This window comes from Burkholderia sp. LS-044, from assembly GCF_004803625.1.
GTDB classification, from domain to species: domain Bacteria; phylum Pseudomonadota; class Gammaproteobacteria; order Burkholderiales; family Burkholderiaceae; genus Burkholderia; species Burkholderia cepacia.
The window spans coordinates 165,341-181,736 of the sequence record NZ_SSWO01000006.1; the positions used below are offsets into that span (position 1 = coordinate 165,341).

Consider the following 16,396-nt stretch of genomic DNA (forward strand, 5'->3'; position numbering starts at 1 on the left):
CGCCGTTGCGCCGGACGCCGGCGTGCGGTTACACGCCTGCCGACGACGACGCCAGCGGCACCGTCACCGACGTCCCGGCCGGATCGAGCGTGAGGCCCGTGCCCGGCGTCGGCCGCAGCGTTGCCTCGTTGTCGCTGGACAGGACGACGAGCCCCAGCCGGTGGCCGGCTTCCAGCTTGTAGTCACGCGGCATGAACGTCAGCTTCAGGTCGTACGGCATCCCGGGCAGCACGGGCTCCGAGCGCCATTCGGACCACCGGTTGCGCGGGTCGGTCCACGCGCGCGTGACGATCGTGGCCGTACCGTCCGGCGCGCGATCGACCAGCAGGGCCGTCACGTTGGCCACCGCCGTGAAGGTCAGCCTGACGCGTGCGGTCGCGGCACCGGACAGGCGTGTCGCGGCCGTGAGCGGCGCGGTTTCGAAACGGCTGCGATTCTCGCCGGTCGGTGCGTTCGCCAGCGTGAGCGCGGTGATGCGCGCGTCGTCCGTGAAGCGCGCGAGCGGGCCGCCGGTCGGCAGCCGCAGCAGCGAGCCGGTGCCTGCGCCGTCGCCGCCGGCAAAGTACGTGACCGGCGTGGCGTGACGTGCGGCCCAGTCCGCTTCCTTCAGCAGCGTGCCGTCCGCCTGCTCGATCACCGCGCGCGGATCGTGTTCGACGCCGTTGTCATAACCGATCAGATAACGCGTAAACCAGCGGTTCACCTCCGCGGTCCATGCATCGGCCATCGCCGGCACGCGGGTCGGGTCGGTGTGCTTCAGGCGGTGCAGCCACAGCTGCGTCGGCACGCCCTGGCGCCGCATCGCGAGATACCACGACGTCGACTGGTCGACGCGCACGTTGTCGTCGGTCAACCCTTGCGCGACGAGCGCCGGCGCGACCGCGAAGCCGGTCGGGATGTCGCGCGCGGCCCAGAACGGCGAATAGTCGCCGGTCTTGCGGTCTTCCTGCTGCAACGCTTCGTCGATCAGGTGCGTGCAACGCTCAGGATGCGCGTTCGTCAGCAGCGCCTTGATGTACACGTCGACGTCTTCGCCCTGATAGCCTTCCGGCGCACGCACGAGCCCGCCCGAGCGGTAGTAGCCGTACATGTTCGTCAACCCGGCGACCGGCACGATCGCATCGAGCCCGCGCGTGCGCAGGCTCGCGACCATCTTCGGCAGCGTGCCGTCGTACGACACGCCGTACATGCCGACGTGGCCCGTCGACCAGTTCGCGACGACCGTCTTGCCGTTCGCGTCCTTCGCGGTCGCGTCACGGCCGAGCCAGCGGATCACCGATGCCATCGCGACCGATTCGTCGCGCGTGAGGATCGTCGGGCAACCGTCCGAGCCGGCGGTGCCGAGCGAATCCGCGTAGACGATCGTGAAGCCGCGCGGAATGAAGTAGCCCTCGATCCACGAGCGCCCGGCGGCGGCGGCCTCCACCTGCTGCAGCATCCGCACCTGCGGCGCGGCGGCCATGATGCGCGCGGACGTCGAGGCGGCCGCGGCCGCCTGCGCATTGGCGGCGGGGTGCGGCGTGCCGTCGAGTTCGACGTCGACGTTGTGGTCGGGGCTGTCGGCGAGGCCCGCGTAGTAAGGGCTCGCGAGCACGATGACGGGCGTGCGCGCGCCGTTTGCGGTTTCGGTCGGGCGCACGATGCGCACGTGGATGCGGTCGCGCGTGCCGTCGCCGTCGGAATCGACCGACGTGTCGACCCACGCGTTCTCCTCGATCGTGCCGCCCGACAGCGACGGCTGCACCTGGCCGTTCGCGATCACGGGGCGGTAGCGGCCGCCGCTGGCCGGACTGGCGTACGGGACGCCGGACGGCGAGATGCGTGATGCGAGCGACTGCTTGTCGGCCGCCGATGCGGCGGCCCCCTCCTGTTGGCCCTGCGCGAGCGCCGAGACGCCCGCCACGCTGCCGCCGTCGTCGCCGCCGCACGCGGCGAGCGTCGTGGCCGCAACGAGCGCGGGAAGCCACGCGCGACGCAATCCGGTTCGATGAATGTCCATTGTCGACCTCTTGTTGTGATTGTCCGGAACCGGCCGGCCCGCGATATGCCCCCCGCGGCCCGGCCGGGTGCTGCATCGGATGAAACGGAACTGCACCTTCGAAAGCGCCGGGCGCGATGCCCGGGTGTCACGGCCGGTGTGGACGCGCGTCACGCGTCGCGCAACCCGGCGGGTGTCGGGGCGACTGCATTGCCCCGACCGGAAAGCGTCAGCACGGCCGCCGGTTCATGGCGCGCGGTCGGCCCGGGGCCGGCGGCGCGAAGTGAATGGAGGAGTGCGAATCAAATGCGGGCATGCCCGATCTTCCTTCAGGTTTCGGATGAAACGGAACGGCACGATGCGATGAGGCGGGGATGGTGCGAACGGCGGTGCTGCAACGGCAGGAAAGCGCGACGCGAGTCGGCGAGGCGAGCCGGATTGCTTTCCGGAAGCTTGCGCAAACTTATCTCAGTGAAATCCTGGTGTCAAACTTTTTTAGTTTCAGTCAAACAAAGTATTGGCACGTGCTTCGCGATCGATGTGCGATCGGTCTAAATTTCCGCGAAATTTGTCCGTAAACGGTAAAAAACGGATTGAAAGGAGAGAGAGGGCATGACGATTTCAGTCACGGCAGCGAGCGGCCTTACGCTCGCGCAGATGGTGCAGGAAGCCGCGCTCGACGGGCGTCGACAGGCGGACACGACGGCCGGGAAACCGCAGGACACGCCGCTCGAGATCCGGGCGCTGGACCCGGAAGCGATGCAGGCGGCGCGCACGAAGCAGTTGACGATCCTGGGCGACCTGTCGACGAAGCTGCGCGACGTCACCAGCGAGCTCGCGACGAGCCTGCAGGAGATCATCGCGAAGCGCCCGGACCTGGCCGACGCGAAGTTCGACTTCATGACCGACAACGGCCGGATCAAGGTCGTGTCGAAGACGATGACGGAGAGCGATCGCGCGTGGGTGGAGTCGACGCTGAACGCGAACGCGGGCCTCGTGTTCGCGACGCGCGAGTTTCACCAGCAGGCCGTCGACTTCGCCGAGCAGGGCGCCGCCGCGGTGGGCGACACGTTCTCCGACGACGATCGCAAGGTGGCCAGCCAGCGCGCCGACGCGGACTTCCTCTTCATGAAGGAGATGAATGCGTCCGTCGCGCGCAACCGGAAATTCGAGGAGGTCGGCGGGCATTTCACCACGCAGGACGGCACGCGGCTGAACTTCGACGAGTCGGCCGGCAGCGCGCGCGGCACGCTCGCGCTGCTGGATACCGATCGTCAGTTGTCGTCGGGCGCGGCGATCTTCGTCAGCGACGTGTCGGGGCAGAAGACGTACGGCAGGCGCGCGGGCCTGATCGACGTCGGCTTCGGGAACGCGTTCGAGGACATCCTGAACGGCACCCACAGCGTCGGTTTTCACGAGACGGCATGACGGTGCCGGCGCGCCGTGCCGAAGCGCCGCGCGCCTATTCGTCGCGCAGCGCTTCGGCCGGCCGTACCCGCGCGGCGCGCCAGCTCGGATAGAGCGTTGCGACGCACGACATCAGGAACGCGGCCGCGGCGATCTCGATCACGTCGATCGCCGCGAGCTTCGACGGCAGCGAACTGAGGAAGTACACGGACGGCGTCAGGAAGTGGATGCCGAGCAACCGCTCGACCGCCGGCAGCACCCACGGAATGCTCACCGCGATCGCGCAGCCGAGCGCGACGCCCGCCAGCGTGCCGGTGAGGCCGATCGTCGTCCCCTGGATCGCGAAGATCTTCATGATCGACCCCGGCGGCGCGCCGAGCGTGCGCAGGATCGCGATGTCGCCCTGCTTCTGCGTGACGGTCATCACGAGCGACGACACGAGGTTGAACGCGGCGACCGCGACGATCAGCATCAGGATCAGCGACAGCATGCGCTTTTGCAGCCGCTCGGCCTCGAACCACGTGCGGTTCTGCCGCGTCCAGTCGCGGATGTAGAGATCGCCCGACAGCGAGCGCGACAGTTCCAGCGCGACGTCGGGCGCGCGCTGCAGGTCGTCGAGGCGCAGCCGGATGCCGGTCGGCGCGCGTACGTTGAACAGCGTCTGCGCGTCGCGGATATGGATGTATGCGAGCGCGCTGTCGTACTGGTAGTGGCCCGACTCGAACGTGCCGACCACGTTGAACTGCCGGAACTGCGGCAGCGCGTCGCCGATGCGCGCGGTGTTGCCGGGCGCGAAGAACGTGATGCGGTCGCCGATCTTCACGTGCAGCGCGTCGGCCAGCGCCGAGCCGAGCACGATGCCCATCCCGCCCGGCACGAGCGCGTCGAGCCGCCCCGTCTTCGGCTTGCGCGCGATCTCGGACACGCGCGGCTCGAGCACGGGGTCGATGCCGCGCAGCGCGACGCCCGTCACGCTGCCCGCGTTCGTCAGCAGCGCCTGCGCGTCGACGTAAGGCGCGACGGCGCGCACCGCCGGATTCCGCAGCGATTCGTGCGCGGTGAGCCGCCAGTCGGGCATCGCGCCGGTGGGCGAGAAGATTTCCACGTGCGCGAGCACCGACAGCATCCGGTCGCGCACTTCGGTCCGGAAACCGTTCATCACCGACAGCACGACGATCAGCGCGGCGACGCCGAGCGCGATGCCGGCCATCGCCGCGCCGGCAATGAACGACACGAAGCCGTCGCCGGCCGAGCGCCGGCCGCCGCGCGCGTAGCGCAGCCCGATCTGCCATTCGAACGGGAGTTTCAAGCGGATTCCTTTCATTTCGATTCGATTCGTGCCGAGCCGCGCATTCTAGCGAACGCGGCGCGGGTGCGCGCAGCGGTTGGGGCGGCGAGCCGAAATCCCGCCCGACCGGACGGTCGACGGCCGGCGTTGCGCGCCGGCACACCGATATTTCCATCGTTTCGGGTCTGATCGATAATGGCGGCCAGCATCCGGTCGAACACAACATTCCAAGCATTCCGGCGCAACCAGGGCCGCGCCGTCACAGACCAATAAATCTCGGGGAACGCCGCCGAAGCCGGCCGCACGTCCTTGAACAAGGAAATAACAACATGGATTTGCTGCGCTTCCTGCTGCTCCTGCCGATTCGCGTGGCGGGCTTCGTCTGGTGGCTGCTCGGCTGCGCGCTGCGGCCGCTGGTCGGCGACGTGTCGTGGACGGCGCCCGCGTGGATGGGCATCACCGCCGCGGCCGTGCGCCGCCGCCCGTGGCACGCCGGCGGCATCGTGCTGCTCGCGGCCGCGCTCGGCTACGGCGGTTACTGGTTCAAGCATCGGCCGAAGCCGCCGGAGCCCGAGACGGTCACGTTCACCGTGAAGGCGCCGCCGATCACCACCTATGAGGTGGACGACAGCGACAAGCCGAAGATCACCGTGCATCCGCTCGACGTCGTGTTCTCGCAATCGGCCGCGCCGATCGAGCAGGTCGGCAAGCCGGCCGGAGAGGGCATCGAGATGACGCCCGCGCTCAAGGGCGCGTGGGCGTGGGTCGACGACAAGACGCTGCGCTTCACGCCGGCGGCCGACTGGCCGGTCGGCGCGCACGTCGAGGTGCGTTTCGCGGTGCACCGGGTGTTCGCGCCGCAGGTGACGATGCACGACGACCGCTTCGCGTTCGATGTGCCCGCGTTTGCCGCCACGTTCGGCAACAACGAGTTCTACCAGAATCCCGACAATCCGGCGGAGAAACAGGCGCTGCTGCAACTGCGCTTCAACTATCCGGTCGATCCGGCCGAATTCGAGAAGCGCATCGGCCTCGTGCTGGTCGGCCGCGACGGCAAGAATGCGACGCCGCTGCGCTACACGGTCAACTACGACAAGATGAAGACGAGCGCGTGGGTGTATTCGCAGCCGCTCGAGATTCCGCGCGATCCGCTGGTCGCACGGCTCGACATCGACAAGGGCGTGAAGAGCGCGCGCGGCGGCAACGGCACGCCCGACGTGCTGCACGCGGCAGTCGGCGTGCCGGGGCTCTACAGCCTGTCGATCGACAACATCGCGCCGACGCTCGTCGACAACGAGCGCTACGAGCCCGAGCAGGTGCTCGTCGCGGAAGCGTCCGACGGCGTGCGCAGCGCCGACCTCGCGGCGCGCGCGAAGGCGTGGGTGCTGCCGAAGCGCAAGCCGGGCGTCGACCAGGCGGACGACGATCCGCCGTACGAATGGAACGTGGCCGACATCAGCGATGCGGTGCTGAAGCAGTCGAAGCCGCTGCCGCTCGAGGCGGTGCCCACCGAGAACGATTTCGCGACGCTGCAGAGCTTCAAGTACCACGCGACGCCGGGCGAGCGCGTCGTCGTGCGGTTCGAGGGCAACCTGAAGTCGGCCGGCGGCTACCTGCTCGGCGAGCCCTTGACGACCGCGTTCACGGTGCCGGACTATCCGAAGCTGCTGCGCTTCATGGCCGACGGTTCGCTGCTGTCGATGAGCGGCAGCAAGCGGTTGTCGGTCGTGTCGCGCAACCTGCCGGGGATGAAGGTCGAGATCGGCCGCGTGCTGCCCGACCAGCTCCAGCATCTCGTGAGCTTCAACAACGGCACGTACGCGCGGCCCGAGCTGTCGTATTCGTTCAGCGAGGATCACATCGTCGAGCGCTTCGTGCAGACGCGCGCATTCCCGGCCGGCGAACCCGGCAAGGCCCACTACGAAGGCATCGATCTCGGCCAGTACCTGAAGGGCGGCAAGCGCGGCGTGTTCCTGCTGCACCTGACGAAGTACGATCCGGCCGCCGAGAAGAAAAAGGCCGACGACGCGAAGGACGGCGATGCATCGTCCGGCGACGGCAGCCAGGATCAGTCCGACAACGCCGACTCGGGCGACAGCAGCGGAAACGACAACGACAGCGACAGCGCGCTCGGCGATACGCGCCTGATCGTCGTGACCGATCTCGGGATGCTGGTCAAGAAGGCGCTCGACGGCAGCCAGGACGTGTTCGTCCAGTCGATCCGCACGGGCAAGCCGGTTGCGGGCGCAACGGTATCGGTGCTCGCGGTGAACGGCCAGGCGCTGTTCACGCAAATGACGGGTGCCGACGGCATCGTGCATTTCCCGGCGTTCAAGGGGCTCGACCGCGAGAAGCGGCCGCAGCTGTACGTCGTGAAGAAGGACACCGACCTGTCGTTCCTGCCGGTGGCCGGCCGCGATCGCCAGCTCGACTTCTCGCGTTTCGACGTCGACGGCGAGCGCAATGCGACGGGCCAGGGGCAACTGTCCGCCTACCTGTTCTCGGATCGCGGCCTGTACCGGCCCGGCGATCCGTTCCACATCGGCCTGATCGTGCGTGCCGCGAGCTGGGCGCGCAGCCCGGCCGGCGTGCCGCTGCAGGCGGAGATCGTCGACCCGCGCGGGATCACGGTCGAGCGCAAGCCGGTGACGGTCGATGCGACGGGCTTCACCGAGCTCGGCTATACGACGGCCGAAACGGCGCCGACCGGCACGTGGACGGTCAACCTGTACATCGTCAAGGACGGCCAGCCCGGCGCGGAGCCGATCGGCAGCACGACGGTGCAGGTGAAGGAGTTCCTGCCGGACCGCATGAAGGTCGACGCGAAGCTGTCGCAGCAGGTCGTCGAAGGGTGGGTGAAGCCGAAGGGGCTGAAGGGTGTCGTCGACGCGCAGAACCTGTTCGGCACGCCGGCGGAGAAGCGTCGCGTCGCGGCGACGCTGACGCTGCGCCCGGTGTGGCCGTCGTTCCGCAGCTGGCAGGGTTATCACTTCTTCGACGCGCGCCGCGCGAAGGAGGGCTACACGACGACGCTGCAGGACGGCACGACCGACGAGCACGGCCATGCCGAATTCGACCTCGATCTCGACAAGTACGCGGACTCGACCTACCAGCTCTACTTCCAGGCGAAGGCCTATGAAGCGGAAGGCGGGCGCAACGTCGCCGCGAACGCGCAAACGCTCGTGTCGAACAACGACTGGCTCGTCGGCTACAAGTCCGTCGACGATCTCGGCTACGTGAAGCGCGGCAGCCCGCGCACGGTGCGGCTCGTCGCGATCGATCCGAACGCGAAGGCGATCGACGTGAAGGGCCTGCGCGCGCAGCTCGTCGAGGAGCGCTACGTATCGGTGCTGACCAAGCAGGATTCCGGCGCATACAAATACGATTCGCGGCTGAAGGAGGTGCCCGTCGACGAGAAGCCGCTGACGATTCCGGCGGCCGGGCTCGACTTCACGCTGCGCACCGACAAGCCGGGCAGCTATGCGCTCGTGATCCGCGACGCGGACGGCGCCGCGGTGAACCGGATCGAGTATTCGGTCACGGGCGACGCGAACGTCACGCGTTCGCTCGACCGCAACGCGGAGCTGCAGGTGAGCCTCGCGAAGCACGACTACAAGCCGGGCGAGCAGGTCGAGATCGCGATCCGCGCGCCTTACGCGGGCAGCGGCCTGATCACGATCGAGCGCGACAAGGTGTATGCGCACGCATGGTTCCATGCGGACACGACGAGCTCGATCCAGCACATCACGGTGCCGGCCGGTTTCGAGGGCAACGGTTACATCAACGTGCAGTACATCCGCGATCCGTCGTCCGATGAAATCTTCATGAGCCCGCTGAGCTACGGCGTCGTGCCGTTCTCGGTGAACCTCGACGCGCGCCGCAACGCGCTGTCGGTCGATGCGCCGGCGCTCGTGAAACCCGGCGACACGGTGAATTTCACCGTGCATTCGGCGAAGCCCGCGAAGGTCGTCGTGTTCGCCGTCGACGAGGGCATCCTGCAGGTCGCGCGCTACAAGCTCGGCGATCCGCTGAAATTCTTCTTCCGCAAGCGGATGCTCGAAGTCGGCACGTCGCAGATCCTCGACCTGATCCTGCCGGACTTCGAGAAGCTGATGGCGATGGCCGCACCGGGCGGCGACGCCGACGATGCGATCGGCCGTCAGTTGAACCCGTTCAAGCGCAAGCGTGACAAGCCGGTCGTCTACTGGTCGGGGATCGTCGACGTGAACGGCGACACGCGCCTGAGCTATTCCGTGCCCGACTACTTCAACGGCAAGCTGCGCGTGATGGCCGTGTCGGTGTCGCCGGACCTGGTCGGCACGTTCGAGGGCGCGACGACGGTGCGCGGCGACTTCGTGCTGTCGCCGAACGTGCCGACGACGCTCGCGCCGGGTGACGAGGCCGACGTCAGCGTCGGTGTCTCGAACAACCTGACGGGCGCCGGCAACCAGCCGGTGCCGGTCGCGGTCACGCTGAAGACGGGGCCGCAGTTGCAGGTGATCGGGCCGGCCACGCAGAACGTCGCGCTCGCGCCGCAGCACGAAGGCGTCGCGATGTTCCGCGTGAAGGCGACCGATACGCTCGGCTCGGGCGCGCTGTCGTTCGGTGCGCGCTACGGCGCGAAGGGCGCGCAGCAGCGCGTCGACGTGTCGGTGCGGCCGGCCGCCGCGTTCCGCACGCAGCTCGACATCGCGCGGCTCGACCCGGGCAAGAAGGCGAGCGTGCCGAACCTGCGGTCGATGTACGACGCGTATGCATCGCGCGACGCGAGCATCTCGACCGCGCCGCTCGTGCTGTCCGAAGGGGTGGCGTCGTATCTCGTCAACTTCGAGCACTACTGCAGCGAGCAGATGGTGAGCGCGGCCGTGCCGCGCGTGTTCGCGGCGAAGTGGCTGTCGGTGCGCGCGCTGACGAGCGCGATGCATGCGACCGACGCCGGCGCCGACACGACGAACGCGGCGGCGATCGCGCAGTTCCTCGGCGTGCTGCGCGGCCGGCAGAACGCGCAGGGCGGGTTCGGCCTGTGGAGCGCGACGCCCGACGCGGATCCGTTCGTGTCCGCGTACGCGATGCACGTGCTGCTCGACGCGCGCGAGCGCGGCATCGCCGTGCCGAAGGACATGCTCGACGCGGGCAACCAGTATCTGCAGAGGCTCGCGGCGAACGATTCGCTCGGCTCGCTCGACCTGCTGCGCCAGCGCGCTTATGCGGTGTACTTGCTGACGCGCCAGGGCAACGTGACGACCAACAGCCTCGCGGCCGTGCAGAAGCGGCTGCAGGACGCGTATCCGAACGACTGGAAGAACGACCTCGCGGCCGCATGGCTTGCCGCGTCGTACCAGCTGCTGAAGCAGGACAAGGAGGCCGCGGCGCTGATCGCGGGCCCGCAGGCGCTGCTCGAGCGCAAGCGCGCGTCCGACGGCGGTTACGTGACCGGCTACTACCTCGATCCGCTGACGCGCGACGCGAGCGTGCTGTACCTGATCGCGAAGCACTTCCCGGAGCGCGTGCGCAAGCTGTCGCCGCGCGCGATGGACAACCTCGCCGCGCCGCTCGTCGACAACCGCTACAACACGCTGTCGTCGGCGATGACGATCCTCGCGCTCGATGCGTATGCGGCGTCGAGCGCGGGCCAGCTCGACCAGCTCGCGATCGACGAGGTGCGCGCGGGCGCCGCGCCGAAGGACGTGTCGTCGATCCAGGCGAACCTCGTGCGCTCGGGCACGTGGGCGGCCGGTGCGTCGCGCGTCGACTTCGTGAACGGCAGCACGCTGCCCGCGTGGTGGATCGCGAGCCAGTCGGGCTACGACCGCGGCACGTCGACGAAGGCGATCAGGAATGGCCTGGAGATCGTGCGCGACTACACCGATACGGACGGCAAGCCGCTCGGGAAAATCACGCTCGGCCAGGAGATCGACGTGCACCTGAAGATCCGCGCGACGGGCCCGGCGAACGTCGGCAACATCGCGATCGTCGACCTGCTGCCCGGCGGCTTCGATCCGGTGATCGCGCCGCCGCCCGTCGCCGACACGCAGGACGGCGACAGCGACGGCGGCGCGTCGGCGCCGGTGGCCGATGCGCCGTGGCGTTCGCCGATCGGCGTCAAGGGCTCCACGTGGCAGCCGCAGTTCGCGGACGTGCGCGAGGACCGCGTGGTGATCTACGGCACCGCGACGACCGACGTGCGCGAGTTCGTCTACCGGATCAAGGCGAGCAACGCGGGCCGCTTCGTCGCGCCGCCGGCTTACGGCGAGTCGATGTACGACCGCCGCGTGCAGGCACAGGCACCCGGCGGCACGGCGCTGACCGTGGAGCGCGTGCGATGACGGCGCGGCTGCAACGGCCGTGCCGGGTGCGCGGAGCGCCCGCACGTGGCTGACGCCCCGGTGCTGCGGCGCGCGCTGCGCGGCGCCGGCCGCTGGCTGCATCGCTGGCAGAACTGGATCGCCGGCGCGCTGCTCGTATTCGGTGCGCTGGCCGCGTGCCGGCTGTGGCCGCATCCGCCGCTGCGCGACTGGAAGCCGTCGTCGGTCGCGGTGGTCGACGCACAGGGCCGCTTGTTGCGGCTCACGCTGGCGAAGGACGACCGCTACCGCCTGTGGGTGCCGCTCGACCGGATGTCGCCGCAGCTCGTCGAGGCCGTGATGCTGCACGAGGACCGCTGGTTCCGCTGGCATCCCGGCTTCAACCCGTACGGCCTCGCGCGCGGTGCGTGGATCACGTATGTGCGCGGCGGCAATCCGCAGGGCGGCTCGACGCTGACGATGCAGCTCGCGCGCTCGCTGTGGCGGCTGAACACGCGCACGCCGGCGGGCAAGCTCGAGCAGGTTGCGCGCGCGGTGCAGCTCGAACTCTTCTATTCGAAACGGCAGATCCTGGAAGCCTATCTGAACGATGCGCCGTACGGCCGCAACGTCGAAGGCGCGGGCACCGCGAGCGTCGTGTATTTCAACCGGATGCCCGATGCGCTGACGCTGCCCGAGGCGCTCGCGCTCGCGGTGATTCCGCAGGACCCGGCGCGGCGCGTGCGCGGCGGGCAGGACGAGATCAACCGTGCGCTGGCCGCGTCGCGCAACCGGCTGTATGCGCGCTGGCTGACGAAGCATCCGGGCGATGCGTCGCTCAAGCCGCTGTTCGCGTTGCCGCTGGCGATGCGGCCCTTGTCGGCCCTGCCTTTCGATGCGCCGCACGCGGTCGACCAGGCGCTCGCCGCACGCAGCGCGTGGCGCACGGCCTCGGGCGGTGCGTCGGACGACGGCGACGGCGGTGCGCGGCTCGTGACGACGCTCGATCTCGACCTGCAGCGCACGCTCGAACGGCAGATCGCGCGTTATGTCGCGCGCAACGACACGCGCGGCGTGCGCAATGCGGCGGCCATCCTCGTCGATACGCGCGACATGGGCGTGAAGGCGCTGGTCGGTTCCGCGAACTTCTTCGACCGCACGATCGACGGGCAGGTGAACGGCACGCTCGCGCGGCGCTCGCCGGGCTCGACCCTCAAGCCGTTCATCTACGCGCTCGGTTTCGACCAGGGCGTGCTGCATCCGCAAACGGTGCTGCGCGACGTGCCGACCGCGTTCGGCCCGTATGCGCCGGAGAATTTCGACGGGCATTTTCTCGGGCCGATCACCGCGACCGACGCGCTGAACCGCAGCCGCAACGTGCCGGCCGTGTGGGTCGCGTCGCAGCTCAAGTCGCCCGACCTGTACCGGTTCCTGCAGGAAGCCGGCGTGCGCCGGCTCGCGAGCGCGCAGCACTACGGGCTCGCGCTCGTGCTCGGCGGCGGCGAAGTGACGATGCAGGATCTCGCGGGCCTCTACGCGATGCTCGCGAATCGCGGCGAATTCCGGCCGCTGCGGCTGCGCGCGGACGAACCGGCGCGGCCCGGCCGGCGCATGTTGAGCGCGGAGGCGAGCTACATGACGATGGACATGCTGCGCCAGCATCTGCGCCCCGACGAAACGAGCGGCGCGCAGCCGTCGAGCGTGCCCGTCTACTGGAAGACCGGCACGTCATGGTCGTTCCGCGATGCGTGGACGGCCGGCGTGTTCGGCCCGTACGTGCTGGTCGTGTGGGTCGGCAATTTCGACAACTCGACCAATACGGCGTTCGTCGGCGTCGACGCGGCCGCACCGCTGTTCTTCCAGGTCGTCGACGCATTGAATGCCGAGCGCACGCTCGTCGAGCCGCCGCGCGCGGTGCCGCCGCGCCTGAAGCGCGTGCGGATCTGCCTCGCGAGCGGCGACCTGCCGAACGAGTGGTGCCCGCAGCAGGGCTGGACGTGGTTCATTCCGGGCACGTCGCCGATCCGCGTGAGCACCGTGCACCGGCCGGTCGTGATCGACGACGCGACGGGGAAGGCCGCGTGCCCGCCTTACGACGGCAAGCGCACGCATACGGAGATCTTCGAGTTCTGGCCGTCGGATCTGCAGCAGGTGTTCGTGCAGGCCGGCATTGCGCGCCGGCGGCCGCCGCAGAACGCGGAGTGCCGCGACGCGGGGCAGGTCGACGGCGATCCGCCGCGCATCACGTCGCCGCTGCGCGGCAGTACGTATGCGATGCGCGTGAAGAGCACGGAGGAGACGCGCATCGCGTTCAACGCGACGGCCGATGCGAGCGCGCATGCGCTGTACTGGTTCGTCAACGATGCGTTCGTCGGGCGCAGCGTGCCCGGCGATGCGCTGTTCTGGCAGCCGCGGACGGCCGGCAGCTATACGGTGCGCGTGGTCGACGATCACGGCCGCGGCGATCAGCGGCCGCTGGCGGTGGGGCTCGAACAGTAATGGACGACGGCCTGCCGGTGCAGGCCCGGATTCAGACGCTGTAGCCGATCCGCAGCACGCCCCATTGCCGCCCGCCGACGACGATGGGAGCGGAAACGTCCTTCATCAGCGCGAAGTTGCCGTTGCCCATGTCGCGCCGATAGGTCTGCAGCAGGAACGGCTTGGTATGCGACACGGAGGTGCGCGCCGTGCGGTCCGTGTAGATCCGGCGATTCCGGCAGTTCGCGGCGTTCCACGCGGCGTCCGCGCGCTGGGGCAGCGAGAATTTCCGGTTGTGGGTCGGCAGGTAGCACTGCCGGTCGAAGCTCGCGCAATAGACGATGCGTGCGTCGATCCCGAGCACCGGCTCCTGGATGGCCGGCAGCACGCGGTCGGTGAAGTCGGTGAAGCGCGTCATGAACTGCTGCGGATCGGTGCCGGGAATCGGCACGTAGTGCGCGTCGAAGAGCGCGTCGAGTGCGATCTCGCCGCGCCCGACCGCTTCCTCGAAGAGCTTGCTGATCGCGGCGGCCGTGTGCCGCGCGGTGTCGATCAGGCGCGTGTCGGGCGATTCGATGCCGGTCGCGGCCGTGAGTTCGATGAGCGTCTCGGAGACGGAGAGCAGGTTGCCGAGCCGGTCCTTGGCCTGCGAGAAGTTGTCGCTCGAATCCTCGACGCCGGATGCCATCTCGCCGACCTGTTCGTCGAGCCGGTGGCATTGCGTCTCGATTTCGTCCGTCAGCGACGCGATCTGCTCGGCCTCGCCGGCGAGCTCGGTGATCGCGTGCCCGGTCGCGTGCACGACCTCGCCGATCGTACGCGTGCCCTCGCGCACGCGATGCGCGCGGGCAGCGTTGTCGGTGCCTTCCGCGATCAGGTGTTCGGTCTGCTCGGCGAGGCGCGCGAGGGTCGTCTCGATCTGGGCCGTCGCCTGTCCGGTCTTCGCGGACAGGTTCTTGACCTCGGCCGCGACGACGGCGAAGCTGCGGCCCGAATCGCCGGCGCGTGCGGCCTCGATCGCGGCGTTCAGCGCGAGCAGGTGAGTCTGTCGCGCGATCACGGAGATCTCCTCGGACACGGCCCGTACATGATCGAGCGCGTCGCGCAGCGCACCCATCTGGTTGCCGATCGACGTGACGCCTTCGACGAGGCCGTGGATGTCGGCGAGCGACGCCTCGATCGTCTGTTGCGACTGGCGAACCGCGTCCGACGCATTCGCGCTCACGGCGCGCACCTGCTGCGCCGCTTCGGCAATCCGGTGGTTGCCGCGCAACGTGACGGCGGCCGATTCGCGCAGCGTGTGGCAGACCTCCGCCTGTCTGGCGACGCGGGCCGCGACTTCCTCGACGTGACCCGACACGTCGCAGATCTCGATGCCGAGCTTGCCGGCCTGCTCGGCGATGTCGCCGACGAGCGCGCGCGACGAACGGTGGCCGCGGCCGATTCCGAAGAAGTTCACGTTGCGGGGTCTCCTTGAAGGGACGCGTGCCTGGTCATCGGCGGATGCTGGGCGTGCGCTCCTGTCTTGACGGCAGCGAGGGCACGGACTTGAGGTCGGGTAAACATCGAGACCGGGATCGGGATCGGGATCGGGATCGCGGATCGTCCGGCCGGTGCCGCGCGTTGCCCGCCGTTCATGGCTTTTGCTGCCTTTTGCGGCGTTTGCGGCGGCCGTGTTCCGGCACCGGGCCGGACGGGCGCACGCGGGCTGCCCGTCCGGCCGGACGCGTCGCGCCGCGTCAGAACACGTGGTGGATGCCGGCGTTGACGCCGACCGTCGTGCCCGGCAACCCGAACAGCGCGCCGCCCGTGATGCCGAGGCCCGTATTCATCGCGCCATGGTTGTTGACGACACCGACCTGCGCGTACAGGCCCGTTCGCTTCGACAGGCTGTAGTCGGCGCCGATCGCGGCGAGCAGCGAATGATTGTGCGAATCGTTGCGATCGATCGTGTACCACGCGCCGGTGTTCAGGTCGAGGGCCGGCGTGACGCGATAGTCGAGGCCGGCGCTGTACACGTTGTTGCTGAACGAACCGGCAACCTTGTAGCTCGTGAACGACGCCTTGCCGGTCACGGGCCCGAACGTGTAGGCGGTGCCGATCGTGCGGCCGACGAACGCGACCGTGCTCGATACCGGCGTCGGCGACGTGCCGCCGTTGCCGTCGTAGAGCGCCGCGTTGAGCATGAAGCCGCCATTCGCATACGTGAGGCTGCCGGAATACTGGCGTCCCGCCTGGAAGTCCCCGGCTTTTCCGCCGAAGCCGAACATCGCGCTGCCCGTGAGCCCGGCGATCGTCGGGCTCGTGTACGAAATCGCGTTCGGGTTGAAGAGGCCGGTGACGAGCACGTTGTCGACGTACGGGATCAGCGCGGCGCCGAAGTGCGAAACGTTGCGCGGGTCCGATCCGAGCACCGCGAGCACGAACGGCGAGAACTGCAGGCCGATCTTCGTTTCGCCGAACCCGCCGTCGATCCCGACCCACGCCTGGCGGCCGAAGAAGTTGCCGTTCGAATGACCGAACGCCCCGTCGGTGATGTTGAAGCCGCTCTCGAGCTTGAATTTCGCGTGCAGCCCGCCGCCGAGATCCTCGGTACCCGTCAAGCCGAAGTTGGTCGGCGTCATGCCGGTATCGGTCAGCGCGAACTGGCGGCCCGCATTGCCGCCGGTCGCCGAGTCGAGCGACCGGCTCGTGTAAAGCAACGCGGCGTCGAGGTCGCCGTACAGCGTGACGCTGCTCTGCGCGAAAACGCTCGTGCTCGCCGCCGCGCCGAGCAGCGCCGCGCAAATCGTCCGTGTCGTGATCTTCATCGTCTGTCTCCGTTTTGTTGAATGTTGTAATACGTATAGCTAATTAATATTGCGGCGGCGGATTCGACGCGTGCCGCCTGCAGGCCGTGCCGTCGGGGAACGCACGGCAGTGCTTCGCGAGGGCCGGAATGCGACCGCATCCCGGCACCGC

At 68.8% G+C, this 16,396-nt stretch carries 8 protein-coding genes; 3 read left to right on the forward strand and 5 right to left on the reverse strand.

Annotation, left to right across the window (positions count from 1 at the left end; genetic code table 11):
• Window positions 1-28: 28 nt before the first annotated feature.
• A complete protein-coding gene (locus E9536_RS17710; RefSeq protein WP_136470296.1) occupies window positions 29-1,999 on the reverse strand; it encodes a Xaa-Pro dipeptidyl-peptidase in 1,971 nt (656 codons plus the stop codon).
• 591 nt (window positions 2,000-2,590) lie between these two features.
• Here E9536_RS17710 and E9536_RS17715 point away from each other — a divergent pair.
• Window positions 2,591-3,406 carry a hypothetical protein gene (locus tag E9536_RS17715; RefSeq protein WP_136470297.1) on the forward strand — a complete coding sequence of 272 codons (816 nt, stop codon included), beginning with the start codon at window positions 2,591-2,593 and terminating at the stop codon, window positions 3,404-3,406.
• A 34-nt stretch (window positions 3,407-3,440) separates the two neighbouring features.
• Here the strand turns inward: E9536_RS17715 and E9536_RS17720 are convergent, their stop codons facing one another.
• On the reverse strand, window positions 3,441-4,694 hold the full coding sequence (locus tag E9536_RS17720) for a lipoprotein-releasing ABC transporter permease subunit (protein WP_168799537.1): 1,254 nt from the start codon (window positions 4,692-4,694) through the stop codon (window positions 3,441-3,443).
• Window positions 4,695-4,705: 11 nt separating this feature from the next.
• Window positions 4,706-4,990 carry a hypothetical protein gene (locus E9536_RS17725; RefSeq protein WP_124536427.1) on the reverse strand — a complete coding sequence of 95 codons (285 nt, stop codon included), beginning with the start codon at window positions 4,988-4,990 and terminating at the stop codon, window positions 4,706-4,708.
• A 12-nt stretch (window positions 4,991-5,002) separates the two neighbouring features.
• On the opposite strand from E9536_RS17725, the gene E9536_RS17730 reads away from it, so the two are divergent.
• Both E9536_RS17730 and pbpC read left to right on the forward strand, forming a co-directional pair.
• Window positions 5,003-10,999 carry an MG2 domain-containing protein gene (locus E9536_RS17730; protein WP_136470299.1) on the forward strand — a complete coding sequence of 1,999 codons (5,997 nt, stop codon included), beginning with the start codon at window positions 5,003-5,005 and terminating at the stop codon, window positions 10,997-10,999.
• A gap of 45 nt (window positions 11,000-11,044) precedes the next feature.
• Window positions 11,045-13,456 carry a penicillin-binding protein 1C gene (gene pbpC, locus E9536_RS17735; protein WP_136470300.1) on the forward strand — a complete coding sequence of 804 codons (2,412 nt, stop codon included), beginning with the start codon at window positions 11,045-11,047 and terminating at the stop codon, window positions 13,454-13,456.
• 31 nt (window positions 13,457-13,487) lie between these two features.
• Here pbpC and E9536_RS17740 read toward each other — a convergent pair whose 3' ends face one another.
• Window positions 13,488-14,894, reverse strand: coding sequence for a methyl-accepting chemotaxis protein (locus E9536_RS17740; RefSeq protein WP_027790648.1), 1,407 nt, complete (start codon window positions 14,892-14,894; stop codon window positions 13,488-13,490).
• A 280-nt stretch (window positions 14,895-15,174) separates the two neighbouring features.
• Complete coding sequence (locus E9536_RS17745; protein WP_059697108.1) at window positions 15,175-16,245, reverse strand: porin; 1,071 nt, start codon at window positions 16,243-16,245, stop codon at window positions 15,175-15,177.
• Window positions 16,246-16,396: the final 151 nt, after the last annotated feature.